The organism is Nonomuraea dietziae, from assembly GCF_014195505.1.
GTDB lineage: Bacteria > Actinomycetota > Actinomycetes > Streptosporangiales > Streptosporangiaceae > Nonomuraea > Nonomuraea roseola.
The window spans coordinates 7332950-7352479 of record NZ_JACIBV010000001.1 but is presented as its reverse complement, the minus strand read 5'-3'; the positions used below and the strand labels follow the sequence as shown (position 1 = coordinate 7352479).

Sequence of the window (19530 nt, the reverse complement as noted above, 5' to 3'; positions counted from 1 at the left end):
TAGTACTATCCAACTATGCGCATGTCCCAGCTGAGCGCCGAGTCCGGCGTCGCCATCGCCACCATCAAGTACTACCTGCGCGAGGGGCTCCTCCACCAGGGTGAGCAGGTGGCGGCCACCAGGGCCGAATACGACGAGTCGCATCTGCGCAGGCTGCGGCTGATCAGGGCGCTGCTGGAGGTGGGCCGCCTGCCGATCACCTCCATCAAGAAGGTGATCGAGGCGGTCGACGACGAGAGCATGTCCGTCCACGACATGCTCGGCACCGCCCACTACGCGCTCAGCCCCGCCGTCGAGACAGGAGAGGGCGAGGAGTGGGTGGCCGCCCGCGAGCAGGTCGACCACCTGCTCACCGAGCTCGGCTGGCAGGTCTACAGCACCGCCCCCGCCCGCGACGAGCTCGCCCAGACCCTGGTCAAGATCCGGCAGCTCGGGCTGAACACCGACCTGACCGCCTACGCCGAGGCCGCCTACCGGCTCGTCACCGACGTCGAGCTGGACACGTTCCCGCTGGAGGGCCCGCGCGACACGGCCGTGGAGGCGCTGGTCCTCGGCACCGTGCTGTACGGCAGAGCCTTCGACGCCCTACGCCGGCTGGCTCAGGAGTCGGAGTCGGCCCGCAGGCTGAACGTCAGTCCCCGAGGACGAGAGGGCGCTTGAGCAGCCAGAGCGCCGCCCTCTTGAGCAGCGCGCGGTGCACCTCGTTGTCGTAGGAGCGGACGTCGTGCCCGAGGGCGTCGTAGACGAGGCGGCCTCGCCGTACCGGACGGGCCCACACCAGCGGCTGTCCCATCGACGAGGCCAGCGGCTGGACATCGGGCAGCACCTCGAGGTCGCTGTAGACCTCGTCCACGACGTCGAAGTCGCGCAGCCCCTCGACGATCGGGTGGCCGCCGAGGACGCGGACGCTCGTCCAGCCCAGCGGAGGGTGGTGCGACTTGCCCCAGCGCCAGCAGGCGCCCAGCACGCGCGGCCAGCCCTGCCAGTCGTCGAAGCAGATGGAGGCGGCGTGCATGCACAGCAGGCCGCCGCCTCGCTCGAGGTGGTCGAGCAGGGTGGTGCGGGCCTGGGCCGGCAGGGTGAAGCCCTTCTCCTGCCAGCGCAGCGTGTTGACGGTGATGAGCTGGTACTCCGACGGTTCGCTGAGCGCCCCCGCGATGTCCTCGGTGATCTCGGACTCCACCCCGACGTCGGCGAGCACCTGCGCGAGGGCCGCGGACGTGGCATCGAAGTCGTGGTACAGGCCGCCTGAGAGGATCAGATTTCTCGCCACGTCACAACCTCATCACGGATGACCCTGGGAAATCCATGGGCGTCCGTTGACGTGATCGCGGGAAGCACTCCGCGCATGACGTCGATCAAGATCGTGGGCCTGGTGGCCGCCGCCGTTCTCTGCTCGTCCGCCGCCTCGTGCCCGACCACTACCGCCAACCTGCGGGTCTCGGTCACGGCTGGAGAGGGGGCTCCCGCCACGGCGCGGCTGACCTGCGGGTGGGACGGCGGCACGCATCCGAAGGCGGCGGCCGCCTGCGCGCTGCTGACCACCGTGGAGGGCGACCTGGCGCGCCATCCGGGCGAGCGCGGCGCGTGCACCAAGGAGCACCACCCGCACACCGTCTCCCTGAGCGGGACGTGGAACGGCAGGAACGTCTCCTACCTGCGGACCTTCGGCAACCGCTGCGTGATGCTCCTCGCCACGGGCGCCGTCTTCGATCTGTGAGCCGGATCACTGTCACACGCGTAGGAGCTGTCTCGTCCAGTCACCATGAGAGTGCTGGTAGCAGGAGCTTCAGGGGTCATCGGGCGCCGGCTGGTGCCGCTGCTCACCGCCGTCGGCCACGACGTGATCACGCTGTCGAGGTCGACGGGCGGCCCCGACATGCTCGACCGCGACGCCGCGGTCAGGGCCGTCAGGCGGATCGCGCCCGACGTGGTCGTCAACATGCTGACCGCCATTCCGGCGGCCCTCAACCCGCGCACCCTGGCCAGGGATTTCGAGCTGACGAACAGGCTGCGCACCGAGGGGACGCGCCACCTCCTCGAGGCCGCCCCTGACGCCAGGCACATCGCGCAGGGACTGGCCTTCGCCTACCGTCCCGCCGAAGGGCTGGCAGGCGAGGACGCGCCGCTCTGGAGCGACGCGCCCGCGCAGTTCGCGCCGAACGTGCGGGCGATGGTGGAGCTGGAGCGGCTGACCGTGGGGGCGGGGGGCCTGGTGCTGCGCTACGGCCACCTGACGGGGCCTGGCTCGATCTACGACAAGGACGGCTCGACCACGGCCGCAGTGCTGGCCGGAAGGATGCCGATCGTCGGCGACGGCGGCTCGGTGTTCTCCTTCACCCACGCTCACGACGCGGCCACCGCCGTGGTCGCCGCGCTCGACAGGAACGCCTCCGGCGTGCTCAACGTGGTCGACGACACGCCGATGGCGGTCAGGGACTGGCTGCCCGCCTTCGCCAGGAAGCTGGGCGCGCCCGCTCCCAGACGTGTGCCCGCCTTCGTGGCGAAGCTCGCGGTCGGCGGGTTCGGCGTGGCGTTCATGACCAGGCTGCGGGGGGCCGACAACAGCAGGGCGAGGCTCGTGCTGAACTGGCGCCCCCGGCATGCCTCCTTCCTCGATGACCAGGAATGATGCCACCGTGGACTTCGAGACCTATCGCCCCATGCTGCTCGGCCTGGCCTACCGGCTGCTCGGCAGCATGTGGGACGCCGAGGACGTGGTGCAGGAGGCCTGGCTGCGCTGGAGCGACACCGACCAGGCGGCGGTGAAGGAGCCCAGAGCCTTCCTGGTCACCATCGTGTCGCGGCTGGCGCTCGACCAGCTCAGGTCCGCGCGGGTCAAGCGTGAGGCGTACACGGGGCCGTGGCTGCCGGAACCGGTCTCCGCCTCCGAGGTCGGACCGCTCGACACGGCCGAACTGCGCGACACCCTCTCCTACGCCACCCTCCATCTGATGGAACGGCTCTCCCCGCCCGAGCGGGCGGTGTTCGTCCTGCGCGAGGCGTTCGACCTGCCGTACGACGAGATCGCCTCCATCGTGGACGCGAGCGTCGCCAACTGCCGGCAGATGCACCACAGGGCGTCGGTACGGCTGGCCCAGGGCAGGGACCGCTTCCAGCCGAGCCCCGAGGACCACGCCAGGCTGCTGCTGCGCTTCCTCGACGCCGCACAGGGCGGCGACCTGGCCGCGCTCACCTCGATGCTCAGCGACGACGTGGCGGCGTGGACCGACGGCGGCGGCAAGGTCAGGGCGGCGCTCCATCCGATCGAGGGCCGCGAGAAGGTGGCCGCCTTCATCGCCGGGCTCATCAGGCGTTACGGCGTCGAGGAGACGAGGATCGTCGATGTCAACGGCGCGCCAGGGCTGTGGATCATGGCAGGCGGCCAGCCCCAGGTCGCCACGGTCGCCATCAGGAACGGCCTGATCCGGGGCATCTACGCCATGCGCAATCCCGACAAGCTGGGGCGTGGTTTTCCACAGGAGGGATAGGAGGCGCACCTCATTACCTCGCCACCCCTCCGCTCCGTAGCGTCTTCGGCATGATCTCTTTTCTGAACGTGCTGGTGGCCGCCGCTGTGACGCTCCCGGGAGCGCAGGTGCAGGAGCAGCTGGAGGCGCTGCCCAAGACCGCCGCGATCGCCAGGCTGAGCGACGCCGACTCCTCGTGGCAGGGGGCGGCAGGCGTGCGCGACCTCAAGTCGGGACGGCCCGCCGTACCGGAGGGGCACTTCCGGATCGGCAGTGTCACCAAGACCTTCGTGGCGACGGTCGTGCTGCAGCTGGTCGACGAGGGAAAGGTGAAGCTGGACGAGCCCGTCGACAGCTACCTGCCCGGCGTCGTCCCCGACGGCGAGAAGATCACCGTGCGGCAGATCCTCGACCACACCAGCCACCTCTACGACTACATGAGCGAGCCCGGCTACTCCACCAACCGGTGGAGGGGCAAGGACCGCTTCCGCCACTACTCCCCCGCGGCGCTGCTGAAGGTGGCCTTCGCCAAGAAGCTGCCCGCCGACGGCCGCTGGCACTACTCCAACACCAACTACGTGGTGGCGGGGATGCTGGTGGAGAAGGTGACGGGCAGGCCGTACGGCCAGGAGGTCGCGCGCAGGATCCTGCGGCCCCTCGGCATGCGGCACACCAGCGTGCCGGGCGACAGGCCTGGCCTGCCCGCGCCGCATGCCCGCGGCTACGAGCCCGTGCCCGGCGGCGAGCTGGTCGACGCCACGCTGATGAACCCCTCGCTCGACTGGGCGGCGGGCGAGATGATCTCCACCGCGCGCGACCTGGACGTCTTCTTCGACTCCCTCCTCACCGGCAAGCTGACCAGCGCCGCCTCGCTCAAGGCGATGCGGACCACCGTCAAGACCGGCGCGGGCTTCGAGTACGGCCTGGGCCTGCAGGCCTACCCCACGCCGTGCGGGACGAAGGTCTGGGGGCACAGCGGTGAGCTGATCGGCTATCTCACCTTCGCCTTCCGCTCCGACGACGGCCGCTCGCTCACCCTGTCGATCAACCCCGCGGCCACCAACCCGTCCACCGAACAGGTCATGGGCATCGCGGCGGCGCAGTTCTGCGATCGGTAGTCTCGCTCCTATGGATCTCGGCATCTCGGGCAAGGTCGCACTCGTCACAGGGGGCAGCGCCGGCATCGGCCTGGCCGCCGCGAAGGCTCTGGCACAGGAGGGGTGCCACGTGTGCGTCAGCGCGCGCAGCCCCGAACGTCTGGCGGACGCCGTGGTGCAGCTGCAGGAGTACGGCGGCGTCGTGCACGCCGTACTCGCCGACGTGGAGGACCCCGCGGCCGCCGAGCGGGTGGTCGCGGAGACGCGCGAGGTGCTCGGACCGATCGACATCCTGGTCGCCAACGCGGGCGGCCCGCCAGCGGGCACGTTCGTCGAGGTGAGCCTGGCCGACTGGGAGGTGGCCGTCCAGCGCAACCTGCTCGGCATGGTGCGGCTGATGCGGGCCGTGCTGCCCGACATGCGCTCGCGGGGCTGGGGCCGCATCGTCACCGTGACCAGCAGGTCGGTGCGGGAGGTGCTCGACGGGCTCGCGCTGTCCAACGCCACCCGTACGGCCGTCGCCGGCGTCGTCCGCACCCTGGCCAGGGAGGTGGGCGGCGACGGCATCCTGGTGAACAACGTGCTGCCGGGACCGATCGACACCGAGCGGCTTCGGTCGCTCGGCCACACGGGCACGACGCCGATCGGGCGAATCGGCCGTCCCGAGGAGGTCGGCGACGTGGTGGCGTTCCTGGCCAGCGAGCGCGCCTCGTTCGTCAACGGGGTCTCGCTGTTGGTCGACGGCGGCGAGAGCAGGATCGTGGCCTGAGCGTCCGCGCTTTCCGCTGAGGCCGCAAGCCATGACATCCTTCCTGTAGAAGCCAAAAGGGAAGGACGGGGGCATGGACAAGCCGGTCATCGTGACGGTTGACGACGACCCGGGCGTGTCGAGGGCGGTCGCTCGCGACCTTCGGAAGAAGTACGGCCAGCAGTACCGCATCGTCCGCGCCGAGACCGCCGAGCAGGGGATCGAGGCGGTCCGCGAGATGCGCCTGCGCGGCGACGAGGTGGCGGCGATCCTGGCCGACTACCGGATGCCGCAGATGAACGGCGTGCAGTTCCTCGAAGCGGCGATGGACATGTACCCGTTCGCCCGCAGGGTGCTGCTCACCGCGTACGCCGACACCGACGCCGCCATCCAGGCGATCAACGTCGTGGATCTCGACCACTACCTGCTCAAGCCGTGGGACCCGCCGGAGGAGAAGTTCTATCCGGTGATCGACGGCCAGCTCGACGCGTGGCAGCGCTCCGACAGGCAGATCAGGCCCGAGCTGCAGGTGGTCGGCGACCGCTGGTCGGCGCAGTCGTACGAGATTCGTGACTTCCTGGCCCGCAACCACGTCCCCTACCAGTGGATGCTGTCCGAGGACCCCGAGGGCAAGCAGCTCGTCGCGGCCGTGGGCTCGGAGTGCCACCTCCCTCTCGTGATCACCTCGGAGGGCGAGCAGCTCCAGGCGCCCGACCAGTCCACGCTCGCCTCGGCCGTGGGCCTGTCCACCACGCCCTCGACCGACTTCTACGACCTCATCGTGGTCGGCGGCGGACCCGCGGGGCTCGGCGCGGCGGTCTACGGCGCCTCCGAGGGGCTGCGCACGGTTCTGGTCGAGGCGCACGCCTCGGGCGGCCAGGCAGGGCAGAGCTCCCGCATCGAGAACTACCTCGGCTTCCCCGACGGCGTCTCCGGCGCGCAGCTGGCCGACAGGGCGCGCAGGCAGGCGCTGAAGTTCGGCGCCGAGCTGCTCAGCGCGCGCAAGGTGATGAGCCTGGAGGCCAAGGGCCAGGCCAGGGTCGTCGGCTTCAGGGACGGAGGGGAGATCGCCGCGCACGCGGTCATCCTCGCCACCGGCGTCACCTACCGCAGGCTCGAGGCGCCGGGGCTCGACGACTTCGTCGGCAGGGGCGTCTACTACGGCGCCGCGCTGACCGAGGCCTCCTCCTGCCAGGACCGCGAGGTCTTCATCGTCGGCGCGGCCAACTCGGCCGGCCAGGCGGCCGTCTACCTGGCGGGATTCGCCAGCAAGGTCCACTTGTTGGTGAGGGGTGAGGGTTTGGAGAAGTCCATGTCCCACTACCTCATCGAGCAGATCGCGGCGATCCCCGCCATCGAGGTCCACTACGAGACCGAGGTGACGGGCGGCGCGGGAGACGGCCATCTCGAGCAGCTGTCCCTGAACACCAGGGGCACCTCCTGGACGGCCGACGCGTCGTGGCTGTTCGTCTTCATCGGCGCCGAGCCCTACACCTCCTGGCTGGGCGACGACCTGGAGCGCGACGCCAAGGGCTTCGTCCTCACGGGGCCCGACCTGGTGGCGTACGGCGAGCGGCCGCGCAACTGGCCGCTGCGGCGGCAGCCGTACTTCCTGGAGACGAACATCCCCGGCGTGTTCGCCGCCGGCGACGTGCGCGCCGACTCGATCAAGAGGGTCGCCTCCGCCGTCGGCGAGGGCGCCATGGCCGTGGCTCTGGTGCACCGCTACATGGAGAAACAATGATCGACATAGACGAACTGCGCAAGCTCTTCCTCTTCGAGCGGCTGACCGACGAGCAGCTGACGCTGCTTGCCACCAAGGGCGAGGTCCGCGGCTACGAGCGCGACGAGTACGTCCTGCGCCAGGGCGAGCCGTCCGAGCACTTCTTCGTCCTCATCGAGGGCGAGGTCCAGATGCTGACCGACACCAGCGCGGGGCCCGTCTCCCAGCCGCGCACCTCGCAGCCGGGCGTCTACGCGGGCGCCGTCCAGGCCTACCTGGGCAACCGCGCGCCCGACGTCTACCAGCACTCGCTGCGCGCCACCGCGCCCAGCAGGATGTTCGTGCTTCCCGCCAAGAAGTTCGGCTACATCGTCACCGAGTGGTTCCCGATGGCCTTCCACCTGCTGGAGGGCATGACGTACGGCGGGCGCGCGGCGCGCGAGATCATCGACAGGCGACAGCGGCTGACGGCGCTCGGCACGATCACCGCGGGGCTCACGCACGAGCTGAACAACCCCGCGGCGGCGGCCGTACGGGCGGTGAGCGAGCTGCGCACCCTCATCAGGGCCTCGCGCATCCAGCTGGCCGGGCTGGCCGAGGACGGCATAGCGCCACAGAAGCTGCTGCACCTCGTCGAGATGGCCGACTCCTGTGCCCAGGCCGTCGGCACGCTCCCCCCTCGCAGCCCGATGGAGATCTCCGACGCCGAGGACACCATCGGCGACGCGCTGGAGGAGCTCGGCGTCGAGGACGCGTGGGAGCTGGCGCCGTCGCTGGTGAACGCGGGATTCACCCTCGAGACGCTCGCCAAGATCCGTACCAAGGTGGGCGACGAGCACGCAGGGGCCGCGCTGCGCTGGCTGTCGGAGGCCACCGAGATCTCGCAGATGCTCGGCGAGGTCACCGAGGCCACCGAGCGGATCACCTCGCTGCTCGCCTCGGCCAAGCAGTACTCCCAGATGGACCGCGCGCCCTTCAGCGTCGTCGACGTGCACGAACTGCTGGACAGCACGCTGGCCATCTTCAGGGGCAAGATCCCTCCGGGGATCTCGGTGGTGACCGACTACGACAGGTCGCTGCCCCCGATCCCGGCGTACGGCGGCGAGCTCAACCAGGTGTGGACGAACCTGATCCACAACGCGCTCGACGCGATGGGCGAGGAGGGAACGCTCACCGTCAGGACGGCCCATGACGAGGACGAGGCGATCATCGAGATCGGCGACACGGGGCCAGGGGTCGCCGACGAGATCAAGGAGCGCATCTTCGAGCCGTTCTTCACGACGAAGACCGTGGGGAAGGGCACCGGGCTGGGGCTGGACATCTCCTACCGGATCGTGGCGGGACGACACAGCGGTGAGCTGAAGGTACGCTCCGTGCCGGGTGACACGTGGTTCGAGGTCCGCCTCCCCCTCCGCGAGACCCCCGGCCCCACCTGAGGATCTGCGCGCTCTTCCGGCGGAATGGTCGTGGCAGGCGGGGAGGCTCATCGGGCTCCCCGCCTGAACCCACGCCACTCTCCATCACTTGACCATGACCTGAAGGCCAGCGGTGGCCTGACTCGCTACCGCATTCAGAGCAGCAGTTCCCCCACGGTCTCCCCGAAGAGCACCTCGCCGGTGGGCCTGAAGCCGAGCCGCAGATAGAACGCCTCGGGTCCACCTTCGCCCTGTTCCCACAGGACCGTCACGCGCCGGTGACCTCGTCTCCTGGCCTCCTCGCAGAAGGCGAGGACGGCGAAGCGGCCGTAGCCCTTGCCCTGCTCGGCGCGGTCGACGTTGAGTCGCCAGATGCCGCAGCGGAAGGCCTCTGTCTCGTTGTCAGGGTCGAAATTCCCCATGACGAAGGCGACGGCGCGGTCGTCGTCGTAGACCAGGCGTGGCCAGGCAGTACGGCGGGAGGCGTAGGCCTCGGCGAGTGAGGTCACCACGGGGGCGACGAAGGCCTCCTGCTCAGGACCCACCTTGATGTCGACCGCAGCGGAGACGTTGTCGGGGGTGATCTCTTCAAGTCTGGGCACGGGACAGACTAGATCACGGCCGACCGACAAAAATCCCCGAACCCTGCGGCACGACGTCGCTGATCCCGTCACCCAACCGGGTCGTGTGCACACCGGGCACCGAAGCCACCGCCCGGCCGAAGCCCCCTCAGACCACGAGCACACCCGCCCACCCGAAGCCCCACCCAGACGATGAGCGCAGGCGCCCACCCGAAGCTCCGATCAGGCGATGAGCACAGGCGGCCACCCGAAACCCCACCCAGACGAAGAGCACACCCGCCCACCCGAAACCCCACCCAGACGAAGAGCACACCCGCCCACCCGAAACCCCACCCAGACGAAGAGCACACCCGCCCACCCGAAACCCCACCCAGACGAAGAGCACACCCGCCCACCCGAAACCCCGATCAGGCGATGAGCGCAGGCGCCAACATGCTCACGAGGTCAGCGGCGAACCGGTCGGCGTCGTCGGGCAACTCCACCAGATGCTCGAAGAACGCCCGCTGGAAGCACGCCCCCAGCAGCAGCGCCGCCGCCGCGTCAGGATCGGCCCGCGCCAGGACCCGCCCGCGCCGCTGCTCGGCCCGCAGGAACCTGGCCAGCGCCAGCACCGCCTGGTGCGGCCCGGACCCGGTGCTCGCAAACGATGCCCGCATCACGTCGAGCAGCATCGGATCCGCGAACATCCCTCCGGCAAGCGGCAGCACGTCCTTGTACAGCCGGACGGCCGCGAGCGCGTACGCGGTCAGGTTCTCCTCGAGCGAGCCCTTACCCACGTTGGCGTGCAGGCGCGCCGACGCCTCCTTCAACACCGGGATCCGCTCCCTGAACACGGCGTTGTACAGCATCTCCTTGCTGGAGAAGTGCTTGTAGAGCAGCGCCTCGGAGCAGTCGGCGGCCTTCGCGATCTCCTTGGTCGTCGCCCTGGCCACCCCCAGGTCGCGCATCGCACGGGTGGCCGCGTCGAGAATCCGTTCCCGCGTGTCCATGAGAGGGCCCCCTTGACGGGTGAGTGAGTGCTTACCCATCATAGGGTGAGTAAGCACTCACCCACCCCGGTCTGACTCACCAGGCCCACACCCCCTTGATCAACCCCGCTCGGTCGAAACGGCGATCCGGACGCGTCGGAGCCTTGAGCATCGGACCCCACCCGACCCCCATCCCTTCAAGCTGAGCATCTGGCCTTACCCGAGCCCCATCCCTTCGAGCTGCACCAGCGAAAGGAGCCCTCATGCGCTTCACCGTCCTCGGTGCCACCGGTGGAACCGGTGTGCACTTCGTCCGGCAGGCGCTGGATGCCGACCACGACGTGGACGCCGTCGTCAGAAGACCCGAGGCTGTAACCGATCGCCGCCATCCCGGGCTGGTCGTCTACCAGGGCGACGTCATGCGCGCCGACACCCTCAAGGAGCCGATCAACGGCACCGACGCCGTCGTCTTCCTGGTCGGGCCGCACTCCACGGGCCCCTGCACGGTCTACTCCTCCGGCGGCCACAATGTCATCGAGGCCATGCGGGCCACCGGCGCCCGCCGCATCCTCGCCGTCACAGCGGCCCTCGTCGACCAGCCGAACGACACGCTGATCCAGCGGGCCACCCGTCGCATCGTGCGCCGCGTCTTCCGCGAGGCCCAGGCCGACCGGCTCGTGTTCGAGCGGGAGCTCAGGGAGTCGGGCCTGGACTGGACGATCGTCCGTCCGCCTCGCCTGGTGGAGGGGAGGGGCAAGGGGGCATACCGCATGGCGTTCGACACGGGGGTCAGAGGTGGGCTGACGCTCTCCAAATCGGATCTTGCCACGGCGCTGCTCTCCATGGCCGCCGACCCCGCCACCCACGGCCACACCGTCGACATCGCCTACTGACCAACGTCAGAGCCACCCTCCACGACGTCGTCACCGGTCAGCGCGGGCGCCGTGCACGTACGTTCGACCGCGATCCTGTCGTAGTGGGCACCGGGACACCTCCTTGGCGTGGCCTCGGCGCCCGACGCCCGGCAGATCGTGCCCCACTCGTTCGGGCGCTCTCCCCGCCGCCTTCCACCCCACCGCCCCGCATCCCTGCCGCCGTCCAAGCCGCCACACCAACCTCTCTCCGAGGCGCGGGAGGGCATCGTCGCTCCAGGGGCAAAAGCCTCAAATCTGGACGAAGACCGTCTATGATCATGATCTATGGATGACGCTCTCCCCGGCATCAACCCGCACATCCCCAGCGTGGCCCGGATGTACGACTACTACTTGGGCGGAAAAGACAACTTCCCCTCAGACCGGGAGGCCGCCGAGAAGGTGCTGGCCGTCGTCCCCGAGACGCGGCAGGCGGCGCGGGAGAACCGGGCGTTCATGCAGCGGGCCGTACGGTACCTGGCCGACCAGGGCATCAGGCAGTTCCTCGACATCGGAACCGGGCTGCCGACCCAGGGCAACGTCCACGAGGTGGCGGGTCCCGACGCTCACGTGCTCTACGTCGACAACGATCCGATCGTGCTGGCACATGGCAGGGCGATCCTGTCGGGGTCCGAGGGTGTCGACGTGGCGCAGGGCGATCTGAGGTTGCCCGAGGCGATCCTCGACTGCGACGAGGCGCGCAGGCTGCTCGACTTCGACCAGCCGATCGCGATCCTGGTGGTGGCGGTGCTGCACTTCGTCCAGGACGGCGACGACCCTGCCCGCATCCTGGGCAGGCTGAAGGAGCGCATGGCGCCAGGAAGTCATCTCGTGCTGTCGCACGCCTGCCCGAACCGGCCCCACCGAGTCGGAGGACATCGCCTCGGTCTACGACCTGGCCACCGCGCACATCAGGCTGCGCACCAGGCAGGAGATCCTGCCGCTGTTCGACGGGCTGGAGTTCGTGGAGCCCGGGCTGGTGAACGTGGCCGAGTGGCGGCCTGAGGTGGCCGAGCTGGCCCCGCTGCAGGGCGTCGGCGACTACCTCCTGGGTGGCGTGGCCAAGAAGCTCTGAGGCGCCGATTTGTCAGTCATCTGACTCACTATGGACACGAAGGCTCCAGGCCCACTAAGGTCACTTCTTAGTCAGCCAACTAACTCAGTTAAAGGAGCATGAGATGTTCGTAGTGACAGGGGCCACGGGGAATGTCGGACGCGAGCTGGTGCAGGTGCTCGCCGACGCCGGTGAGCGCGTGACCGCCGTCTCCAGGCAGCCCGCCCCGGTCTCGCCCGGCGTACGGCACAGCCAGGCCGACCTGGCCGACCCCGCCGGCCTGCGGACCGCGCTGCAAGGCGCCGACGCCCTGTTCCTGCTGGTCGCGGGCGAGGACCCGCAGGCCATCCTCGACCAGGCCAAGAACGCCGGTGTGCGGCGCGTCGTCCTGCTGTCCTCCCAGGGCGCGGGCACCAGGCCGCACATCTACCGCCACCCCGTCGCCTTCGAGGAGGCGGTGCGCGAGTCGGGTCTGGAATGGACGATCCTGCGGCCCTGCGGCTTCGACTCCAACGCCTACGCCTGGGCCGAGAGCATCAGGACGCACCGCACGGCTGCCGCGCCGTTCGCCGAGGTCGGGCTGCCGACCATCGACCCTGCCGACATCGCCGAGGTCGCGGCGGTGGTCCTGCGCCAGGCGGGCCACGCGGGCCGTACCTATGAACTGACCGGACCCGCACCGATCACCCCGCGTGAGCGGGCCGAGGCGATCGGGGCCGCGCTGGGCGCGCCGGTGCGGTTCGACGAGCAGACCCGCCAGGAGGCGCGGGCGCAGATGCTGGCGTTCATGCCCGAACCGGTCGTGGACGGCACGCTGGCCATCCTGGGCGAGCCGACCCCCGAGGAGCAGAAGGTGAGCCCCGATGTGGAGCTGCTTCTCGGCCGGGCGCCCCGCGCCTTCGCCGACTGGGCCGCGCGCAACGTCGCGGCCTTCAGGTGAGCGCACCGCCGAGCCGGGTCGAGGCCTTTCTGTCCGGGCCGCAGCCGGCCACCCTGACCACCCTCAGACCCGACGGCTCGCCGCACGTGGTGCCCGTGCGCTTCACCTGGGACGGCCCCGCCGGCCGGGCGCGCGTCCTGACCAGGGCACCCTCGCGCAAGGCCAGGAACCTGACCTTCCGCCAGGGCGGCCGCGCCGCGCTCTGCCAGGCGGAGGGGTTCCGCTGGGTCACCCTCGAAGGCGTCGCCACCGTCAGCGCCGACCCTGAACGGGTGGCCGAGGCGGCGCGACGCTACACCGAACGCTACGGCTCCCCGCCGCCGGACCCGCTCGACCGGGTCGTGATCGAGATCGCGGTGGACCGTGTGATGAACCTCAATCTCTGACAAGGACCTGCCATGCCCGTTCAGCCCGTACTCGACTCCACGATCTCCTACAAGGAGCTCGGCGCGGGAGCGCCGATGGTCTTCCTGCACGGCAATCCGACCTCCTCCCACCTGTGGCGGCACGTCCTGCCCGCCGTCGGCGAGCCCTGGCGCCGTCTGGCCCCCGACCTGATCGGCATGGGCGAGTCGGGCAAGCCTCCGATCGACTACACCTTCGCCGACCACGCGCGCTACCTGGACGCCTGGTTCGACGCGCTCGAACTCGACCAGGTGGTGCTGGTCGGGCACGACTGGGGCGGCGCCCTGGCCTTCGACTGGGCCGCCCGCCACCCCGGAAGGGTGCGCGGCGTCGCGTTCACCGAGACCATCGTCAAGGCGATGTCATGGGAGGAGTTCCCCGAGGGGGGCCGTCCGCTGTTCCAGGCGATCAGGACGAAGGGCGTCGGCGAGGCCATGATCCTCGACGACAACGCCTTCCTCGAACAGGGCCTGCCCGCCACCGTCGCCACCCCTCTCAGCCAGGACGACCTCGACGTCTACCGCCGGCCGTACCCCACCAGGGAGAGTCGCCTGCCGCTGCTGCGGTGGCCGCGGTCGATGCCGCTGGGAGGGGAGCCCGCCGAGGTGGTGGCCAGGGTCGAGGCGTACGGCGCCTGGCTGGCGAGCAGCGGGGAGGTGCCCAAACTCCTGCTGACGTTCGAGCCGGGGCCGGGGAGCATGATGGGCGGGGAGCTCGTCGACTGGTGCGCGGCCAACATGGCCGCTCTGGAGATCAGGCACCACGACGCGATCGCCGGGCACCACACCCCGGAGGATCACCCTCTGGCGATCGCGGCGGCCATCGCGCAGTGGGCCGACGACCATCGCCTCCGTTGAATTTGAGACCGCCGGGTCACCTCTCCGCAGGCGCGAAGGCCTGGGCGACGGCGAGGCTGTCCTCGTAGACGTGGTGGCGGGTGACCAGGCCGTCCTCGATGGTGAGGTGCAGGGCGAACCGCGCGTGATAGGCGCGTCCGGTGGAGCGGGCGGTCTGGCGGATCTCGCCGAGCACCACCGCGTCGGCGCCGTCCACGAGGATGCGCTCGATCCGGGTGTCGGCGCTGCCGGGCACGTGATGCTCGCCGATCTGGCGATAGTGGGCGGCGGCGTCGGCGCGGGTGGACCGGTGACGGATCCACGGGGTGGCGGCGCGGCCGTGCTCAGCCTCGGCCCAGGTAGCCTGCCGCGCCCCCGGCTGATACGCTCCCAAGCGAGCGCTTGGTTCAGAGGCGAAGGGCTGACGCATGAGGTTCTCCACGTTCCACCTCTTCCACCGGTTCGAAGGGCAGAGCTTCAAGGACGTCTACGACTACCACCTTGAGCTCATCGAGCTGGCCGAGGAGCTGGGGTTCGACGGGGTACGGCTGGCCGAGCACCACTTCCGCGACTACGGCGTGGTCCCCAACCTGTTCACCCTGCTCGCCCACGCCGCCGCCCGCACCGAGCGGATCCGCCTGGGCACCGGCATCGTGGTGCTCCCCCTGCACAACCCCGTGCACGTGGCCGAGGAGGCGGCGCTGGTCGACGTGCTCTCGGGCGGACGGCTCGACCTGGGCATCGGGCGCGGCTACCAGAGCTTCGAGTTCGAGGGCTTCGGGATCGACCTGGCCGAGGCGCGCGACCGCTTCAACGAGGCGCTTGAGGTGATCCTCGGGCTCTGGACCCAGGACTCCTTCCAGCACGAGGGCAAGTTCTACCGGACGGGCGAGGTGTCGCTGACGCCCAGGCCGCTGCAGGCGCCGCACCCGCCCATCCACGTGGCCGCCGTCTCCCCCGAGACCGTCACCATGTACGGCGAGCGCGGCCTGCCCATCCTCGCCGACCCCGCTGCCCCGTTCCGCAAGGTCGTGAAGGCCGCGGAGACCTGGCGCTCGGTCTCCGGCCTGGCGCAGGCCGATCTCGTTGTCGCGCGAAGCGTCTACGTCGCGCCCACCGTCGAGCGGGCGCGCGAGGACCAGGCGAGGTTCGAGGCCTCCTTCGACAGGTCCCGCATCTTCAACGAGCGCAGCGCGCCCATCGACCACAGGACGGGCAAGGCCGCGCAGGGCTTCGAGTACTACCAGGACCGCTATCTCAAGGGCGGGACGGTCTCCAACGACTTCCGCTGGGAGCAGCTCGAGGTCATCGGCGACCCCGCCCGCGTGATCGAACAGATCGGCGTGCTGAAGGAGGCGGGCTTCTCCACGCTGCTGTGCGACTTCGGCAGCACCAGGCCGATGCCGCTGGAGGAGATGAAGAAGGTCATGCGGTTCTTCGCGACCGAGGTGATACCCGCGTTCCAGGAGGCGTGATGATCCACTCGCTGACACTCTCCGACGTCCTGTCCGAGCACGCGCGCAGCCGCCCGAAGGTGACGGCGGTGGTCGACGGCTCGTTGCGGCTCACCTACTCCGAGCTCGACGCCAGGGTCTCACGGCTGGCAGGCGCGCTGGCGGCGCGCGGGGTGGGCGAGGGCGAACGGGTCCTGTGGCTGGGCCAGAACTCGCATGCCGTCCTGGAGCTGCTGCTGGCCTGCTCGCGCCTCGGCGCGCTCTTCTGCCCCGCCAACTGGCGGCAGTCCACCGACGAGCTGCGCTTCGTGGTCGAGGACCTGTCGCCGAGGGTGGTGGTGTGGGAGCGGTTCGAGGCTGCGGCTCCCCTGGCCACCGACGCCTGGGTGGACGACCACGCGGCGCTCGTCGAGGAGGGCCGCCCCTCCGACCTGCCGCCCGTCGACGACGGCGCGCCCGTGCTCGCCCTCTACACCGCCGCCTTCGAGGGACGGCCGAACGCCGCCATGCTCAGCAGCGCGGCGCTGCTGGCGCACAGCATGTCGCTGCTGGTGGTCAGGCAGATGGAGCCAGATTTCACCTTCCTCAACAACGGGCCGCTCTTCCACGTGGGCACGATGATGTTCTGCCTGGCCACGCTGCAGATCGGCGGCACGAACGTCTTCACGCCCTCCTTCGACGCCGAGGAGGTCTGCCGGCTCGTCGACGCCGAGAAGGTGACGCAGGCGTTCCTGTTCGGGCAGATGATCGACGCGGTCGCGGCGGCGAACGCGGAGCGCAAGTACGACCTGTCGTCGCTGCGGTTCGTCTCGCACTCGGCGGAGTGGGACGAGATGACCACGCCCGACGACTCGCCATGGTGCAGGTCGAAGATGGGCGGATACGGCCAGACCGAGGTGGGCGGCATGCTCACCTTCCTCGGCCTCGCGCCTGGCGCCGCAGGGTTCGCCGGACGCCCCTCCCCGCTGGTCCAGGTGCGCATCCTGGCGCCCGACGGCTCGGAGGTCGCCCAAGGAGAGGTCGGCGAGATCTGCGCCAGGGGCAAGACGCTCTTCTCCGGCTACTTCGCCAGACCTGAGCTGAACGCGCTGAAGTCCCGGTACGGCTGGCACCACACCGGCGACCTCGGCAGGCGCGAGCAGGACGGCACCATCACCTTCATCGGCCCGAAGCTGCGGATGATCAAGTCAGGCAACGAGAACGTCTACCCCGCCGAGGTGGAGCGCGCGCTCAGGTCGCACCCCGCCGTGGCGGACGCCGCCGTGATCGGCGTGCCCGACGAGCGGTGGCACCAGGCGGTCAAGGCCGTGGTGGCGCTCAAGGGAGAGGCCTCGGTGGAGGAGCTCGTCGAGCACGTCAGAGGTCAGCTGGCCGCCTACAAGAGGCCCAGGCACGTGGACTTCGTCGAGTCGATCCCGAAGAAGGGCTTCGCCCCCGACTACGACGCCCTGGACCTGGCGCACGGCGGCGGCAACTACCCGGGCGCCTGAGCAGGGAATCGCCGACGCCGCACGAAGGCGGCTCGCGCACTCCTTGGCGAACGCGGCGAAGGAGCGTGCGGGCCGTCCGACGACCTCGGCGACGTCACCCCGTGATGTAGTCGCCCCACGCTTCCGAGCAGGCCCTGCCGCGCTTTAGGCGGGCCGCGGAGTCCCGCCTGCCGGGAGGTCGCCGACAACTCCGCCGCCGCCTGGTGTATGGAGATGCTCTCAGGACCCCGTGATGGCGGGCGTCCTGCCCGCGTGCGCCTGCGGCCCCCTCGCGGTCAGCGGCCACAGCGTGTCGGCACCGGCGAACGCGCCTGGCAGGCTCGCGGGCCCGGCGAGGTCACCCACCCTCGAAGGCTCCCTCGAAGGGGCGCGCCCCTGGACCCGCACGCCGTCCGTGGTAGGCAGGGACCTCGGCAGAGCGATGGAAACGGTACCCGTCGCACCCGTGATGTGGATCATCCTTGCGGAGACGCTACAATCACTATCACTGATAGTCAATATTGGTGACCGAAGAGGAGGGGCTCGTGAACCGGGCCGAACGCAAGAAGGCCGACCCCGACCTCGGCGTCATGGCGGGCCAGGTGCTGTTCTCGCTGCAGAAGGAGCTCTTCTCCGCGCTCGCCGAGCAGGGCCACCCACGACTGCGCCCCCGCCATGGCGCCGTCCTGGCCTACCTGGACGAGGAGGGCAGCAGGGCCACGGACCTGGCCCAGCAGTCCGGGCAGCACAAACAGGTCATCGGCACGCTGGTCGACGAGCTGGTCGAGCTCGGCTACGTGCGCAGGGAGCCCGACCCCCGAGACCGCAGGGCCAAGCTGGTCATGCCCACCGAGCTGGGGCTCGACCAGATGGTGAAGTCCGACGCGATCATCGCGGCCATCGAACGGCGGCACGCCGAGGCCGTGGGCGAGCAGGCCTATGCCGCTTTCCGGCAGGTTTTCAAGCAGGTGGCCGAAGGGCAGCGTGGGCGGCTACGTTGATCCGATGTGCCCCCCGTAGCCTGGCGTCCCCTCGCCCTCATCGCGGCCCTGCTGTCGGCGCTGCTCCTCGCGCTCACCCCGCTGTACGGCTACCACCGCGACGAGCTGTACTTCCGGTTGCTGTCCGAGCACCCCGCATGGGGCTACGTCGACCAGCCTCCGCTCACCCCGATGCTGGCCAGGCTGTCGATCTCGCTGTTCGGCGACACGCTGACCGGGCTGAGGATCCCCGCACTGGTGTGCACGGCGATCCTCGTCTTCCTGGTCGGCCTGATCAGCCGCGAGCTGGGCGGCGACCGCAGGGCGCAGATCCTGGCCGCGGCGGGCATCGGCACCGGCGCGTTCACTTTGATCGCGGGCCACTCGCTGCTGACGCTCAGCGCCGACCTGCCGCTCTGGTCGGCGGCGATCCTTTTCGTCCTGCGAGTCCTGCTCAGAGGCGAGGGACGCTGGTGGCTGGCCGCGGGCGCGGTCATCGGCGCGGCCACCTACAACAAGCACCTGATCGCGCTGCTGGTCATCGGACTGGCCGCGGGTGTGCTCGCGGTGGGCCCGCGCAGGATCCTGCGCGATCCGTGGCTGTGGGCGGGCGCGGGGCTGGCGGTGCTGATCGCCTCTCCCAACCTGATCTTCCAGGCGGTCAACGGCTGGCCGCAGCTGGAGATGGCGGCCGCGCTGAGCGAGGACAAGGGCGCGGAGATGCGCGTGCTGTTCGTCCCGATGCAGATCGTGCTGTTCGGGCCCGTGGTGGCCTTCGTCGCCGCGCGTGGCTGGCTGCGGCTGTGGCGTGACGAGCGGCTGCGCTGCCTCGCGTTCGCCTACCCGGTCGCCGCGGCGCTGACGCTGATCAGCGGCGGCCGGTTCGACTACACCGCCGGGCTGATCATCCTGCTGTTCTGCGCGGGCGTGACGAACGGGCTCGGCCCCTCGCTGGCGGTCAACGGCACGTTCTGCGCGATCTTCGCACTGCCGGTGATCCCGGTGTCGGTGGTGAGCATGACCCCGATTCCGCAGGTCAACGAGGTCGTCAGAGAGTCGATCGGCTGGCCGGAGTTCACCGGAGCGGTCCGCGCCGCCGTGGGCACGCTGACCCCCGAGGAGCGCGCCCGCGCGATGCTGCTTGCAGGCAGCTACGGCGAGGCGGGCGCCCTCCACCTGGCAGGCGACCTGCCGCCGGTCTACAGCGGACACAACCAGCTCCACCTGTACGGCCCGCCGCCCGAGAGCGCCGACGTGGCCGTGGTGGTGAAGTATCCACGCAGGCGCATGGAAAGGCTCTTCCAGAGCTGCGTGGAGCACGGCAGGGTGAGCAACGAGGCGGGCGTGGACAACGAGTTCCTCGGCCTGCCCGTGCTGGTGTGCAAGGGCCTCAGGACGCCATGGCGCACGGCCTGGCCCCGCTTCCAGGAGTACAGCTGATATTTGACAGAGCGTTCCAATAAAGCCTAGGTTCTGGCC

Annotated in this window: 21 protein-coding genes and 1 pseudogene; 17 read left to right on the top strand and 5 right to left on the bottom strand. The window is 70.0% G+C overall.

Going from position 1 to position 19530, the window contains the following annotated elements; all coding sequences use genetic code 11:
* The first annotated feature begins 15 nt into the window (after positions 1-15).
* Positions 16-660, top strand: a complete 645-nt coding sequence (locus FHR33_RS35130) for a MerR family transcriptional regulator (protein WP_183657118.1) — start codon at positions 16-18, stop codon at positions 658-660.
* Here FHR33_RS35130 and FHR33_RS35125 read toward each other — a convergent pair.
* The gene (locus tag FHR33_RS35125) at positions 632-1273 is read right to left on the bottom strand and encodes a ThuA domain-containing protein (RefSeq protein WP_183657116.1); all 642 of its coding nucleotides are present in this window, start codon (positions 1271-1273) and stop codon (positions 632-634) included. The two genes, FHR33_RS35130 and FHR33_RS35125, sit on opposite strands and share 29 nt — an antisense overlap.
* 75 nt (positions 1274-1348) lie before the next feature.
* On the opposite strand from FHR33_RS35125, the gene FHR33_RS35120 reads away from it, so the two are divergent.
* The 7 genes from FHR33_RS35120 (at position 1349) to FHR33_RS35090 (ending at position 8474) form a co-directional block, all read left to right on the top strand.
* Positions 1349-1720 (top strand): SSI family serine proteinase inhibitor, encoded by a 372-nt coding sequence (locus FHR33_RS35120; RefSeq protein ID WP_183657114.1) that lies wholly within the window; start codon positions 1349-1351, stop codon positions 1718-1720.
* A 45-nt stretch (positions 1721-1765) separates the two neighbouring features.
* The gene (locus tag FHR33_RS35115; RefSeq protein WP_183657112.1) at positions 1766-2632 is read left to right on the top strand and encodes an NAD-dependent epimerase/dehydratase family protein; all 867 of its coding nucleotides are present in this window, start codon (positions 1766-1768) and stop codon (positions 2630-2632) included.
* The gene (locus FHR33_RS35110) at positions 2619-3491 is read left to right on the top strand and encodes an RNA polymerase sigma-70 factor (protein ID WP_183657110.1); all 873 of its coding nucleotides are present in this window, start codon (positions 2619-2621) and stop codon (positions 3489-3491) included. Before FHR33_RS35115 ends, FHR33_RS35110 begins: the two co-directional genes overlap by 14 nt.
* Before the next feature lie 50 nt (positions 3492-3541).
* Entirely contained in the window at positions 3542-4588 is a 1047-nt protein-coding gene (locus tag FHR33_RS35105; RefSeq protein ID WP_183657107.1) for a serine hydrolase domain-containing protein, read from the top strand.
* Between the two features lie 10 nt (positions 4589-4598).
* On the top strand, positions 4599-5336 hold the full coding sequence (locus tag FHR33_RS35100; RefSeq protein WP_183657104.1) for an SDR family oxidoreductase: 738 nt from the start codon (positions 4599-4601) through the stop codon (positions 5334-5336).
* A 73-nt stretch (positions 5337-5409) separates the two neighbouring features.
* Entirely contained in the window at positions 5410-7059 is a 1650-nt protein-coding gene (locus FHR33_RS35095; protein WP_183657101.1) for an NAD(P)/FAD-dependent oxidoreductase, read from the top strand.
* A complete protein-coding gene (locus tag FHR33_RS35090; RefSeq protein WP_183657098.1) occupies positions 7056-8474 on the top strand; it encodes an ATP-binding protein in 1419 nt (472 codons plus the stop codon). The genes FHR33_RS35095 and FHR33_RS35090 overlap by 4 nt, the downstream gene beginning before the upstream one ends.
* A 134-nt stretch (positions 8475-8608) precedes the next feature.
* Here the strand turns inward: FHR33_RS35090 and FHR33_RS35085 are convergent, their stop codons facing one another.
* Both FHR33_RS35085 and FHR33_RS35080 read right to left on the bottom strand, forming a co-directional pair.
* On the bottom strand, positions 8609-9055 hold the full coding sequence (locus FHR33_RS35085; RefSeq protein WP_183657095.1) for a GNAT family N-acetyltransferase: 447 nt from the start codon (positions 9053-9055) through the stop codon (positions 8609-8611).
* A 386-nt stretch (positions 9056-9441) separates the two neighbouring features.
* Positions 9442-10023, bottom strand: a complete 582-nt coding sequence (locus FHR33_RS35080) for a TetR/AcrR family transcriptional regulator (RefSeq protein WP_183657092.1) — start codon at positions 10021-10023, stop codon at positions 9442-9444.
* Between the two features lie 242 nt (positions 10024-10265).
* Here FHR33_RS35080 and FHR33_RS35075 point away from each other — a divergent pair, with 242 nt between their 5' ends.
* From FHR33_RS35075 to FHR33_RS35055, 5 genes and pseudogenes are all read left to right on the top strand, one after another.
* Positions 10266-10895, top strand: a complete 630-nt coding sequence (locus tag FHR33_RS35075; RefSeq protein WP_183657090.1) for an NAD(P)-dependent oxidoreductase — start codon at positions 10266-10268, stop codon at positions 10893-10895.
* A gap of 306 nt (positions 10896-11201) precedes the next feature.
* Positions 11202-11988: pseudogene (locus tag FHR33_RS53445) on the top strand (SAM-dependent methyltransferase).
* 103 nt (positions 11989-12091) lie between these two features.
* Positions 12092-12907, top strand: coding sequence for an SDR family oxidoreductase (locus FHR33_RS35065; RefSeq protein WP_183657087.1), 816 nt, complete (start codon positions 12092-12094; stop codon positions 12905-12907).
* Complete coding sequence (locus tag FHR33_RS35060; RefSeq protein ID WP_183657084.1) at positions 12904-13293, top strand: pyridoxamine 5'-phosphate oxidase family protein; 390 nt, start codon at positions 12904-12906, stop codon at positions 13291-13293. Before FHR33_RS35065 ends, FHR33_RS35060 begins: the two co-directional genes overlap by 4 nt.
* A gap of 12 nt (positions 13294-13305) precedes the next feature.
* Entirely contained in the window at positions 13306-14169 is an 864-nt protein-coding gene (locus FHR33_RS35055; protein ID WP_183657081.1) for a haloalkane dehalogenase, read from the top strand.
* 16 nt (positions 14170-14185) lie between these two features.
* Here the strand turns inward: FHR33_RS35055 and FHR33_RS35050 are convergent, their stop codons facing one another.
* Entirely contained in the window at positions 14186-14542 is a 357-nt protein-coding gene (locus tag FHR33_RS35050; RefSeq protein WP_246452281.1) for a nuclear transport factor 2 family protein, read from the bottom strand.
* A 34-nt stretch (positions 14543-14576) separates the two neighbouring features.
* Between FHR33_RS35050 and FHR33_RS35045 the strand changes: the two genes are divergently transcribed.
* A complete protein-coding gene (locus tag FHR33_RS35045) occupies positions 14577-15623 on the top strand; it encodes an LLM class flavin-dependent oxidoreductase (protein WP_183657076.1) in 1047 nt (348 codons plus the stop codon).
* A complete protein-coding gene (locus tag FHR33_RS35040; protein ID WP_183657073.1) occupies positions 15623-17092 on the top strand; it encodes an AMP-binding protein in 1470 nt (489 codons plus the stop codon). The genes FHR33_RS35045 and FHR33_RS35040 overlap by 1 nt, the downstream gene beginning before the upstream one ends.
* A 219-nt stretch (positions 17093-17311) precedes the next feature.
* Here FHR33_RS35040 and FHR33_RS52060 read toward each other — a convergent pair whose 3' ends face one another.
* On the bottom strand, positions 17312-17437 hold the full coding sequence (locus FHR33_RS52060; protein ID WP_281388201.1) for a hypothetical protein: 126 nt from the start codon (positions 17435-17437) through the stop codon (positions 17312-17314).
* A gap of 179 nt (positions 17438-17616) precedes the next feature.
* Between FHR33_RS52060 and FHR33_RS35035 the strand changes: the two genes are divergently transcribed.
* Entirely contained in the window at positions 17617-18072 is a 456-nt protein-coding gene (locus FHR33_RS35035) for a MarR family transcriptional regulator (protein ID WP_312895852.1), read from the top strand.
* Between the two features lie 6 nt (positions 18073-18078).
* Positions 18079-19491 carry a glycosyltransferase family 39 protein gene (locus FHR33_RS35030; protein ID WP_183657070.1) on the top strand — a complete coding sequence of 471 codons (1413 nt, stop codon included), beginning with the start codon at positions 18079-18081 and terminating at the stop codon, positions 19489-19491.
* Positions 19492-19530 lie beyond the last annotated feature (39 nt).